The following is a 12,262-nucleotide window of genomic DNA, read 5'->3' as shown; positions in this document are numbered from 1 at the left end:
GTCAAAATGATTATCAGCCCCACAATTTTACAAATGAAAACCCAACACAATCCCTGTGTAGTTAAACTTTACCACTGTTGATATCATCGATGACTTTACGAGTCATCGTGTCAAATTCACCGTTTGCTTTTTTGACATATATCCAAGTGATGAGTGGTACAAAAATGATGAAAGCTACGACAATATAAAAACCTACAGGCGTCATCGAACCTGCGGAAACTGGTTTAGCAAACATGCTTGGGTTAAATCCCACGAGTAGCAGATAACCGAACCAAAAAACTAGTGTGATAATGGTAAAAATAAGACCTAGGCTAGTTTTTTTCTTTGCCATGCTTTGGAATTCAGGATGACTCATGACGCGCTGAATTTGTGCCTCATCCATGGTAACGCTCCTTGTAAATGAATGAAAAGACAACTCATTGATGATTGATTCACCAATCAGTGTCAAAACCGACAAGGAAGATAGCGATTGGATGACAATAACAGTAGACAACAATATGGTGAAGCAAGTCCGCTATGCTAAACGTAATAGATTGTCTTAAATGATACAAACAATCTCATCTTCCTGATTAGTTGCTATTATTAAATGAAAATTGTTAAAAAATCTAGCTATTTTTTCTCAAACTGTAAAAAAATTGTAGAATGTTAGTTGAAAATTAGTGGCAACGTTATCAAAGCACCCAAAGTTAATAGTAGACATAACTTGATACTCATAATCCTGACTAATAATAATTGTATCTAATAATGATTGCACCTAATCATAACTGTAACGCCCAATGACCAGTAAAAATTATCAAGCTATCCATGATAGATAAATCATAGAGGATAGATGAATCATTGAGCGTACATACCGCCATTCAAACCAAATGGCATTTATTTGCCTCGTGTTCTACACATACCGTCTTTGCAGTCTTCTGCGACTTTACCATAGGCAAGTTGTGTCATCCAGTTGGGTACACGGTTGCGATGTCGCGCAAAAATAGGGTAAATCATATCGCTGGCTTGTTTCACCACAGGCCATTCAAACACGTTTGCAAACGGCAGTTGTGCGGTTTTGTACAGCAGTCGTACAGCATCCATGCCTTTTTGCATGTTCCCTTGTTTATCTTGCACACACAGATAACTCATCGCCTCATCTTCGCTAATACCAAATTTGGCAAGTTCGTCCCGTGCGTCATCAATCGGAACGATGCGAATGGCGTCAGGTTTTTTCTCTGCCATATGCAAGGCTTCGGTACGGCAGACAGGGCAGGTATCATCATAGTACATGGTAATCATATTAACAGTCTCCGAAGATTAGCTTTTTAGGGCATCTAATACGGTCAAGTCGTTAAATTCAAAACCTTTATCCAGTAACGCTGTAGGCACAACGCGTTGCCCATCCAACAGTAACGTCGACATTTCACCAAACATGGTCTTGACCACAAAGGCGGGCAGGGTCATCAGGGTAGGGCGGTGCAACCAAGTGCCCATCGCATCGGTAAATGCAGCATTGCTAATAGGCGTTGGATTGGTCAAATTGTAAATTTGCTGAGTGGGCAGGGTGTGAGTCAGGTTTTGTTCAATGATAAAAATCACCGCACGCACCCAATCACTACGGCTAATCCAACTCATGATTTGCTGACCATTGCCAAGCTTACCACCTGTGCCCATTTTAAATGGGGTAATCAGTCGCCCAACCATACCCCCCTCAGGCGCAATCACCACCCCTGTGCGCACAATCGCAACTGGCACAGCGTCTGTTACGGCATATTTTGCAGTATCTTGGGCAGTCAAAGCTAGCTGCTCCCACGCCTGACAAATTTCGTGAGCGAAGTCGGTTTTTGTCATGGGGCTGGTTTCATCAAGCGCGGTTGGGTCGTTTTCCTTTTGGATACCGTACCAACCGATGGCTGAGCCGCTAATCAATAGTTTTGGTTTGTTGCCGATTCGCTCAATATAATTAATTACCGCTTGTGTGGGTTTTAGTCGGCTATCGAACAATTCTTGCTTACGTGCCTCCGTCCAACGGCTGTCGGCAATACCCGCACCCGCCAGATTGATGATGACATCATACGTCTGATCGGTGCTGGCAAGATCGTCATAGCTAATAACGTCATCTGCGATATTTTTGGTTTTCTCTTTTTCTACAGAACGAGATACCCAAGTGACTGACGCAGTGTCACCTTTTACGCCATAGGTTTTTAACGATTGTGTTAATGCTGTGCCTAAAAATCCTGAACCGCCTGTGATAAGTATTTTCATCATTTCTTTCCTTTTTTCTGTCAAAACTGAAATTTATGGTTAAAATTTTTAGCTTTTTGGTAAAACCAATTTGCCAACGATTACACTATTTAAACCGCCAAATATTGCAAGTCTGCCGTTAAACACCAAGATGCCTAACCATGTTAATAAAGTATTAGAACTAAATAATCTATTAATATCATGAAAGGCTATTACAAAGATAAAAAATGTCACAACACAGCCAATGAGAAATAATTTAAAATATTGCCAAACGCTAGAAAGTACTGTTTTTCTCAATGTTGCAGTCATTATCCCAATCCATCATTTCAAAAACTTCTGAATCGTCGCCCCAAGTTTTAAGATACGATTGAGCGTAGTGGAAGAAAGTTTTAGCATCTCGTTCGCCCAACTCGTCAGCGTATCGACAAATTGGTGGGTGTCTTTGATACGTTGTTGTATGTCTTTGCTTTCTGCGGCAAATTCTGGCTCATTGATTAAATCCGCCAAGAATCCAACCGTCGGCGCAAGCTCTCGGCGATAGCGTTCTTCGACAATCACCTTAGCCAATTCCCACACATCCGTGCCCGTGGTGAAATAATCGCGCCTATCACCGAGCGTATGGACCGTTTGTACCAGATTTAAGCTCTGCAATTCCTTGATACTATTGCTCACATTTGACCGCGCCACGCCTAAGGTCTCTTGGATTTCTTCGGCATTCATCGGCTTGGCTGCCAAAAATAACAAGGCATGAATCTGGGCAACGGTACGGTTTACGCCCCATTTATTGCCCATTTCGCCCCAATGTAAGACAAATTTTTCCATGGTCGATGTGAGTTGCACTTTTTAGCCCTGTATGTAAGTCAATGGATATAAATTAATCAATTTTTAATTATTTTGAGATTTTTATATATTTCTGTCAATACAGAAATTTTGAAAATTGTAAAAATTTTGTGGTTGGGTTTGGATTGTTGACCTTACAAGTCGCGTTTTATTTCCCAAAAAAAAATAATTTCGGTAAGATGAAGGGGTTCATTATTTTTATTTTTTTGGTATTTATTTCTTTGGTAAAAGGATGACCCATGACGGCAACCCAAACACAACAACCCACCTTTCAAAAAGTCACGTATGATGTTGCAGATAGTGTTGCGACGATTACCCTCAATGATCCAGCATCACTCAATGCGCTAAATAGCGTGATGAAATCCGAGCTTTATCAAGCCCTTGATTACGCCCAATACGACACAGCCGCCAAAGTGATTGTCATCACAGGCGCGGGCAAGGGATTTTCTAGCGGTGGTGATATTCGCGAGATGCTATCAGGCGCAGATAACCGCGAAAACCTACTAAAAATGTCGCATAGTCTGACCATTGGGATTGCGGATATCACGCGGCGTATCCGCAAAATCAGCAAGCCGATTATCGCGCGTATTAATGGCGCGTGTGCGGGCGCAGGCATGAATATCGCGTTAGCGTGTGATTTTCGCGTCGCAAGTGATAATGCTAAATTTTTACAAGCCTTTGTCAATATCGGGCTAGTGCCTGATGGTGGTGGTATTTATCTGTTATCTCAGTTGATTGGTGCCGCCAAAACCACTGAGCTTGTGATGTTGGGTGAGCAAATCACCGCGCAAAAGGCAGAAGATTTGGGACTGGTGAATGCGCTGGTGAGTCAAGATGCGCTTGATGCGGCAGTGAAAAAACTGACCGACCGCCTCACAAGCTTGCCAACCTTGGCACTGGCAGCAATGAAGCAATCGATTAATCAAGTGGCATTTGCAGGACTAGATATCGCGCTAGACCAAGAGGTAATTTACCAAATGCAAATGGCGACCAGTGAGGACTTTAAAGAAGGGATTACCGCCTTTATGCAAAAGCGTCCTGCTGAGTTCAAAGGGCGATAAAGTATAGGGCAAGCTCCAAAAAATCCTGCAAAAACTAGCGTCACCACCGACGCTATTTTTTTTGTGTACCATAATGCCCGAACTGGTAACGGATTTTGTTATCACGGATTTCGCCAATAAAAAAACGATATAAATTGGCATGCAGGTATTTCCAGCCCGTATTAAAATAGCCATCTTGTTGCAAGCGGCGTGGGTCGAAGCGAAAGGTGAGCGGTAGCATCTGATAACGGGTGATTTTTTTGGCGCGATTGACATAGTCACAATCTTCACACAGGGTGATGGATTCATCAAACCCACCCAATTGCTCATGCACGGATTTACTGGAAAAAATACAGGCACCGACCGCTGTTGGCGATAAAAATTGGCTAACAAAAATACCCATGTTAAAGAGCTGATAACCCACTGTAAACCAAGGTTTTAGGTGGTCAGCATTCATGTATACACCGGCTACTTTCAAGGATTTTTTATCCAATAATTGACTGGCTTTTTGCAAGAAGTTTGCATCCAACCGCACATCGGCATCTAGGAACAGTATTCGTTCATTTTTGGCTAGGTTTGCTCCTGTATTACGACCCAAGCTGACGCCACGTTTTGGCATTTTATGTATGCTTATCGCGGGCAACTGATGGCGAAAACTTGCTGCAATTTGACAGGTGTTATCTTCGCTGTTGGAATCCACCACGATGACTTCAAAATTTTGGTAGCTTTGCTGGGCTAAGTCACGCAAAATATTACCGATACGTTCGGCTTCGTTTAATGTAATAATCACAATGCTAATTGGCGTCATAAGCTCATTCACAAGGGCAACAATCGTTTAAAACGGCAGTTTTTTAGATTTTTTATCATAAATGAACAATATGACGATTTGGTGATTGCCAAAAAAGTTTTGGGTGCTAAGCTAGGGAATGAGTAATCGAGCGGATGCAGAATTCAATGGGCGATGGTATGGTAACCAGTTAGAAGGAATAAAGTATGTGCATTGTGGCGTTGGCTTGGCAGCTGTTTGAGGATAAACCCTTGGTATTATTATCCAATCGGGATGAATTTTTGCAGCGTCCTACGCGCGCACTGCGTGAATGGCAATTGCCGAATGGAAAAAAAATCATCGCGGGGCAAGATGCGCAAGCAGGGGGCACTTGGTTGGGTATCGATCCTGAGCATGGGCGCTGGGGGGTGATTTTAAACTACCGAGAGATTATCAAAGATAAGCCTGTCTTTGCCACCTCCCGCGGTCAGCTCATCCTTGATTATTTAAGTGGTGAGTGGTCGCCGCTAGCTTTCGCAAGGCAAATTGATTTGCCCTGCTACGATGGGTTTAATCTAGTCATCGGCGATCGGCAGCAAGCGGTGCTGCTCAACAATAAAGGGTATGGCATCGAGGTATTGGCAAAAGGCTTATACGTGTTATCCAATGGTCAACCAAATACGGCATGGTTTAAAACGGAAAAACTGCGCAGGCGAGTACGACAAGAGTTGTTGCCGCTGCTTGCTGGGCATGAGGATTGGCAAACAGCCAATTGGAAAAATGTGGCATTTGAGATACTGCAAGACCGTGAACAAGCGCCTATCGCGCAGCTACCTGATACAGGGTTAGGTATGGAGACAGAATTGGCGTTGTCTTCCATCTTTATTCCTGCCAATCGCCTCGACAAGCTGCTGGGAAGTAGCTATGGGACGCGCGTGAGTACCTTGCTCACCATCACGCATACAGGGTTTGATATGCAAGAAAAAAACCTGGAAAATGACACTATCATCCGTATCACGCCCGATGTTAACGCCACATAATCAATGAAAAAAACAGCCGAAAAATCAAAAAAATAGACAATAAAATGGGCTATCCATCAACCGCAAGCTTAATGGATATGCCCAAACATCATCATCAGCTCAGTATCGAGCCTATCAAAATCCAATTCGATAGTGTTATCCAAAAAAATCACTTCAATACGGTTATCGGTTTGTGGCTCACAGGCCACCAAATCGAGCGAATCAGGGGTAAAATTCATGGTTTGCCATTGCTCATCATGCGTATGTTTGATATGAACCACCGATTTAATACGTTGCCAGTTGGGCAGTGTCAACAGCCATTCCATCAGCACAGTCATATCAATTGTCCAGTCGGCTGACAGCCGCCAGCCGATGATTTGATAGCCGTTTTGTACATCATGATAGCGAAATGGCAAGTCATCATTGGCAGCTGTTGGTGATTGGGTCGGGTCGGCTTGGGTGGTGGATAGAGCGGGGGACTGAGCAAAACTTGTTAAGCTAATTTTTTGGTAATGGCTACGCTCGGCAAGCACTTGGCTTGATTGCTTGAGCGCTTGTTGCAATTGCCGCAGATTGTCTTCGCTCAGCGTTTGTTCTGCTTGCCAAATCAATTTTGCTTTAGGGTTTAAGCCTTTTACCCATGCGGTTAGTTGGGTTTTTTGGGTGTCATCCAACCCATGAAAGCGATTAATCACCACCACATCACAAAATCGCACATGCGCTTGGTAGCCTTCATTGTCACGATAACGGGCATCTTGCCAATGACGCGCATTGACGATACTGATGGCAGATTTTAGCGACAGCGCAGTTTGCCAATGGGCTGCAGATAGCTGCTCAATCAGTTCTCGCGGGTGTGCAAGCCCTGTTGGCTCAATCCATAATCGGTCAGGTCTATACTCAGACGTCAAGCGAGCGAGCGCAATCTGTAGCGGCAGTTGCGAAGTACAGCAGATACAGCCACCAGATACTTGGCGAATCGCTAAATCATGGTCAGCATTACCCGTCAATAGCTTTTCATCAATACCGATTTGACCTGCCTCATTGACCAAAATCGCCCACTTTTCTTGGTGCTGAAAATGGGCGATACAGGCGTTGATAAAACTGGTTTTTCCAGAACCTAAAAAGCCCATCACCAGGTGACAGGCCGTGTTTGAAATCAAAGGTTTTATCATAAAAGTTCTTAACTCTGTTAACTTGGCTTTCTTAATTCGCTCTTTTAAATAGGGCTCGTTTAGCTTTCTGCCCCATCGGGTACAAACACGTAGCCCACGCCCCAAACGGTTTGGATATAGCGCGCTTGCGAAGGGTTATCTTCGATGAGACGGCGTAAACGCGATACTTGCACATCAATTGAGCGCTCCATTGCGCCCCATTCACGGCCGCGTGCCAGATTCATCAGTTTATCACGGGTTAATGGTTCACGGGGGTGTTGTACCAAAGCCTTTAATACACTAAATTCACCTGTGGTTAAGGTCACGATATTGCCATCACGCTTTAGGGTACGCGTTGATAAATCTAATGTCCATGACCCAAATTCGACCACTTCCATTTGCTGACTGGGTGCGCCTGGCAATTCACGCGTTTGCCGGCGCAATACGGCTTTAATACGTGCCAATAATTCTTTGGGGTTAAAGGGTTTTGGCAGATAATCATCCGCGCCTGCTTCAAGTCCTGCGATACGATCGGCATCGGAACCTTTAGCGGTCAACATAATAATCGGAATATCGGAGTTTTCTGCGCGTAAGCGATGGCAAATACTGATACCGTCTTCGTTAGGTAGCATCAAATCAAGCACAATCAGCGAAAATAACTCGCGCTGCATCAGTTTGTCCATTTGGCTACCATCATGCGCAGTACGTACGATATAACCATCGTCTTCTAAGAAACGTTGCAATAAAGTACGAAGACGCGCATCATCATCAACGACCAAAATGCGCTGATTCATATCGCCGGCGGCTGATTGATTGGGGGTAGATTCTACAGTGGGGTTGATGTCATCACTCATTGATTATTTTCCTCATTTTTATTGTCGATATTCCTATTACCAATATTCCTATCACCAATGTTATTTGCACTCGAATGTTGTTTTCGCTACATTATTTTCGTTCCATAGTTTTCATAAACACCCAATTATTTTTTATAAAGGCTAAATATGTTCCATTAGCGTGTTAACCCTGATGGTTAGGACAGGCAATGCTATAAAATATATGGGTATACAATTTTTTATTAGGGACTGATAAAGGTATTTTGAAACGATTGGTTACAACTTGCAAGCATTATCAATCTTATTATTTAGCCAAATTTGCGTGGTTATGCGGTTATTAAAGCAAAAAAATGTGTCGATTGCTGTAGTGATTTTGCTAAAAATGCGACGTTAGCTTATAGGGTAGCCACTTATTATATAGTCATCAGTTAGCAAAATTTTAGTCTAACGATAGCGCTAGGGTTGGCAAGGTAAAAATTCACTAAAGATTTTTGTTAAAATAGCGTTTACCTATTATCTTTTTGTATTGTTTTGTTATAATGCGTGAACTCTGAAGTTTTGAGTTCATCCTTATAAGTGTTAGGCAAAAATATGACTACAAACGTTACTGCCATTGCGGCTAATCCAGCGGTAGATGTACTCTCTGAGCAAGTCCAGCAAGCCATTTATCAAAAATTAGCTGCCAATCTTGGTATCAAACTCAACCAAATGATGGCATTCGTCAAACTCTACGATGATGGCGCGACGATTCCGTTTATTGCCCGCTATCGTAAAGACCAAACCGGCGGGCTCGATGACGTACAGTTGCGTAGTCTGGAAAAATCGCTGAGCTATGAACGAGATATGGCCATTCGCCGCCAAAAAATCATTGAGCTGTTGACCTCACAAAATAAGCTGACCGATGAATTGAGTGAACGCATCAATCAAGCGGCATCCAAACTTGAATTAGAAGACATTTATTTGCCGTATCGTCCGCGCCGCCGCTCATTGGCAACCCAAGCGCGCGAAGCAGGACTTGAGCCAATTGCCTTGGCGGTTTTAAATGAGTCGGTAAGCCCAGAGACAGCATTATCAGATTACCAAGCGCCAGCGCCTGTACAGGATGACAACGGCGAAGCCGAAGCGTCAATTTTTGAAGATAAAGAAAAACAGCTATCAGGTATCGGCGCCATTATTATCGATGAGTGGACACAGCAGCTTGATCTACTCGATAAACTGCGCGTCGGCTTTGGTAAAATCGCCCAAATTCATAGCCGTTTAGTGGGCGAGGAAAAACGGGAAGTCGGCGAAAAATACAAAGACTATTTTGACCACGCTGAAAGCTTGGCGCGTCTACCCAATCATCGATTATTAGCGATGCTACGCGGCCGCCAAGACAACGTACTGACGATTGCCATTGAAGGCGATGATGCACCATTTATTGAACAAATTAATCACGCATTTAACTTAACGGCTGCTGAGCCTAGTGAGCGTCAACAATTTTTATTGTCACTGGGCAAAAAACTGTGGTTGGACAAATGGCGTCCGCATATTGAGCATCGTTTGCTCACAGAAAAACGCTTAACGGCTGAATCTGCAGCAATTGACGTGTTTGCAAACAATTTACAGCATCTATTAATGGCAGCGCCAGCGGGTCAAAAAACGATTTTAGGCGTCGATCCGGGTATCCGTCATGGCGTCAAAATGGCTGTGGTTGATAGCCTAGGTCATGTTGCCAAAAATAGCGATGATAGTTTTGCGATTGCAACGGTGTATCCATTTGCTCCAGACAATAAGGTCGATGAAGCCAAACAAACCATTGCAGATTTACTCAAAAATCACCATGTGCATTTAATCGCCATTGGTAATGGTACGGCTAGCCGTGAGACAGATGCTTTAATCAAAGAAATTTTGGCAGAACACAGCGCTCAAGGAAACGGCGATATCAAAGCCGTGCCTGTGGTAGTCAATGAGTCTGGTGCGTCTGTGTACTCAGCGAGCGAACTGGCATCGCAAGAATTACAAGAGCTTGATGTATCCATTCGTGGGGCAGTATCGATTGCCCGTCGTTTGCAAGATCCCTTGTCTGAGCTGGTTAAAGTCGATCCCAAAGCCATTGGCGTGGGTCAATATCAGCATGACGTCAACCAAACGCAGCTGGCTGATAGTTTAACCAAAGTCACGCAAGACTGCGTGAATGCGGTGGGCGTAGATGTCAATACTGCAAGTCCTGCGATTTTATCTTATATTGCAGGTCTCAATGTCAATGTAGCACAGCAAATTGTCAACTACCGCAACGAACATGGCGCCTTTGCCAACCGTGAACAGCTCAAAAATGTGCCAAGATTGGGTGCCAAAACTTTTGAACAAGCGGCAGGTTTTTTACGCATTCGTGGCGGTGATGAGCCGTTAGATGCAACAGGCTTACACCCAGAAAACTACGAGATGGTCAAACAATGGCTGGCCTCAACCGACAACAACCTCAACGATGTGCTAGGTGACGAGTCAGCGCTTAACAATCTGACCGCTTCACTTATCGCTGCCGCAAACGATGAGGTTAATGATGACGAGCAAGCAACGCTGAAAGCCGCTGCCATCAAACAAGAATTAGCCAAACCTGCCCACGATCCAAGACCGAGCTTTAAAACAGCGCAGTTCCGTGACGATGTCAATAGCCTCAACGATTTAACCGAAGGCATGACGCTTGAAGGCGTGGTCACCAATGTGACAAGTTTTGGTTGTTTTGTTGATGTTGGCGTACATCAAGATGGCTTGGTACATATCTCAGAGATGGGTAACGAGTTTATCGCCGATCCGTTAAATCATGTCAAACCAGGTGATATCGTCACCGTTCGCGTGATTTCAGTGGATGCCGAACGCAAACGCGTGGGCTTTAGCATGAAGTCAGACACCCCAATGGCAGCCAAACCTGCTGAAAAAGCCCCCGCTGATAAAGCAAAAAATACCAACCAACCAGTGGCTGGTACCGCGAAAAAACACGCAGACCATAGCGAGCGCGGCAGCAAATCAGCCAAACATTCGGGCAAACCCCAACGTAGTGACAAAGCCGCTAAACCGCAAAACCAAGCAGCCGACAAACCGCAAAAAATCGGTAGCTTAGGTGCGTTGTTGGCACAAGCAGGTCTAAAAAAATCAACATAAACCCCGCATCATTGGTAAACGGGCATCTAAATGGCTAAATCAATTTAGATGTTGGTATTTGTGATACAAGGTCTCGAGTGAGTGATGGTCAATTTTTTACAAGCATTTTGGCAAGCGACTCGCCCACGCACTTATCCATTAGCGGTGGCTGGCATGATAGTAGCCAATGCGTTGGCATACTCGCGTATTGGTAGCTTCGAAACCAAAAATTGGCAAATCTTTTTGCTAAGCCTATGGGTTGCCTTAGGCTTACAGATTTTATCCAATTTAGCCAACGACTATGGCGATGGCATACGGGGTACGGATGCGCATCGACTCGACAGACAGACTGCCCAAGGTACAATCAACCCCAAGACCCTCAAGAAATTAATCATAAGTTGGGCACTGTTTATTTTTGGCTGCGGTATTGGCTTGCTTTGGCTGAGCTTTAACAGTCTGACCGATTTCTTCACCTTCTTAGTATTGGGCATCATCGCCATTATTGCCGCAGTGACCTATACCATGGGTAAAAACCCCTATGGATACAATGCGAAAGGCGAAATAGCAGTATTTTTATTCTTCGGCTTAGTTAATGTATTAGGGGGCGTGTACCTACAAACACAATTTATCCGTGTGATGGATATTATTGCTGCGGTGGTGATCGGTCTGCTATGCACTTGCGTATTGATGATTAACAATATGCGTGATTTTGACACAGATACAAGCGCTGGTAAAAATACCCTTGCTACTACCTTAGGCAAAGAAAGCATGAGCCACCTGTATCGGTTTATGTTGTTGGGTGCTTACTTTTTACTCATTACCTTTGTGACCTTGCGACAAAATTTTTATCTATTGAGCCTACTTGTTCTAGTCTCTCCGATCGCCAAACATCTTAAAATGGTTCGTCATTATAGTGATGAAAATATCCCCTCAAACGCACTAGCACCAGAACTATCCAAGATTGTCTTAATCACCCTAGCAACCAGTGTGTTGATGAGTGTAAGTATTGTTATCTTTAACTATAAAAAACTAATTTGAAAATAAATGAAAAAACTTTTCCCATTGGTATTGACAGGGGGAAAGAAAAGCGTATAATACGCACTCACTGGCAGCGACTGCAGCCACAAACTGTAGTAAAAACAACAACTTAAGTTAATATAGATATAAGTTGAGCGGTCATAAAAAATTAAAGAAAAAAGTTATTGACAACACAACATAAGCTGTTAAAATAGCGACCTTCTTAACGACATCAGCCGATGATGTTGTGAAC

Annotated in this window: 12 protein-coding genes; 4 read left to right on the top strand and 8 right to left on the bottom strand. The window is 43.7% G+C overall.

Annotation, left to right across the window (positions count from 1 at the left end; translation table 11 throughout):
- Positions 1–61: 61 nt before the first annotated feature.
- From RTS10_RS07950 to RTS10_RS07930, 5 genes are all read right to left on the bottom strand, one after another.
- Positions 62–382, bottom strand: coding sequence for a DUF485 domain-containing protein (locus tag RTS10_RS07950; RefSeq protein WP_062332725.1), 321 nt, complete (start codon positions 380–382; stop codon positions 62–64).
- A 491-nt stretch (positions 383–873) separates the two neighbouring features.
- Positions 874–1,278: a thiol-disulfide oxidoreductase DCC family protein gene (locus RTS10_RS07945; RefSeq protein ID WP_062332722.1), complete on the bottom strand. Its 405-nt coding sequence runs from the start codon at positions 1,276–1,278 to the stop codon at positions 874–876.
- 18 nt (positions 1,279–1,296) lie between these two features.
- Entirely contained in the window at positions 1,297–2,247 is a 951-nt protein-coding gene (locus tag RTS10_RS07940) for a TIGR01777 family oxidoreductase (protein WP_312539891.1), read from the bottom strand.
- Positions 2,248–2,292: 45 nt separating this feature from the next.
- Positions 2,293–2,532 (bottom strand): hypothetical protein, encoded by a 240-nt coding sequence (locus RTS10_RS07935; protein ID WP_239741378.1) that lies wholly within the window; start codon positions 2,530–2,532, stop codon positions 2,293–2,295.
- A gap of 12 nt (positions 2,533–2,544) precedes the next feature.
- Positions 2,545–3,063, bottom strand: coding sequence for a GbsR/MarR family transcriptional regulator (locus RTS10_RS07930; RefSeq protein WP_312539890.1), 519 nt, complete (start codon positions 3,061–3,063; stop codon positions 2,545–2,547).
- Positions 3,064–3,302: 239 nt separating this feature from the next.
- Between RTS10_RS07930 and RTS10_RS07925 the strand changes: the two genes are divergently transcribed.
- Positions 3,303–4,124, top strand: a complete 822-nt coding sequence (locus RTS10_RS07925) for an enoyl-CoA hydratase/isomerase family protein (RefSeq protein WP_007117335.1) — start codon at positions 3,303–3,305, stop codon at positions 4,122–4,124.
- Between the two features lie 52 nt (positions 4,125–4,176).
- Here the strand turns inward: RTS10_RS07925 and RTS10_RS07920 are convergent, their stop codons facing one another.
- The gene (locus tag RTS10_RS07920) at positions 4,177–4,911 is read right to left on the bottom strand and encodes a glycosyltransferase (protein ID WP_312539889.1); all 735 of its coding nucleotides are present in this window, start codon (positions 4,909–4,911) and stop codon (positions 4,177–4,179) included.
- A 185-nt stretch (positions 4,912–5,096) separates the two neighbouring features.
- Between RTS10_RS07920 and RTS10_RS07915 the strand changes: the two genes are divergently transcribed.
- On the top strand, positions 5,097–5,909 hold the full coding sequence (locus RTS10_RS07915) for an NRDE family protein (RefSeq protein ID WP_312523783.1): 813 nt from the start codon (positions 5,097–5,099) through the stop codon (positions 5,907–5,909).
- A gap of 68 nt (positions 5,910–5,977) precedes the next feature.
- On the opposite strand, the gene RTS10_RS07910 is transcribed toward RTS10_RS07915, so the two are convergent.
- Positions 5,978–7,060: a CobW family GTP-binding protein gene (locus RTS10_RS07910; RefSeq protein ID WP_312539887.1), complete on the bottom strand. Its 1,083-nt coding sequence runs from the start codon at positions 7,058–7,060 to the stop codon at positions 5,978–5,980.
- Positions 7,061–7,119: 59 nt separating this feature from the next.
- Positions 7,120–7,893 (bottom strand): osmolarity response regulator transcription factor OmpR, encoded by a 774-nt coding sequence (gene ompR / locus RTS10_RS07905; protein WP_007117331.1) that lies wholly within the window; start codon positions 7,891–7,893, stop codon positions 7,120–7,122.
- Positions 7,894–8,463: 570 nt separating this feature from the next.
- On the opposite strand from ompR, the gene RTS10_RS07900 reads away from it, so the two are divergent.
- Positions 8,464–11,013, top strand: a complete 2,550-nt coding sequence (locus RTS10_RS07900) for a Tex family protein (RefSeq protein ID WP_312539885.1) — start codon at positions 8,464–8,466, stop codon at positions 11,011–11,013.
- Between the two features lie 84 nt (positions 11,014–11,097).
- Positions 11,098–12,030, top strand: coding sequence for a 1,4-dihydroxy-2-naphthoate octaprenyltransferase (menA, locus tag RTS10_RS07895; RefSeq protein WP_312539884.1), 933 nt, complete (start codon positions 11,098–11,100; stop codon positions 12,028–12,030).
- The last annotated feature ends 232 nt before the right edge of the window (positions 12,031–12,262 follow it).

The sequence above is a fragment of the Moraxella sp. CTOTU47616 genome, from assembly GCF_032017465.1.
Taxonomy (GTDB): domain Bacteria; phylum Pseudomonadota; class Gammaproteobacteria; order Pseudomonadales; family Moraxellaceae; genus Faucicola; species Faucicola tetraodonis.
The sequence above is the reverse complement of the archived record's forward strand: the minus strand, read 5'-3'. Positions and strand labels throughout refer to the sequence as shown.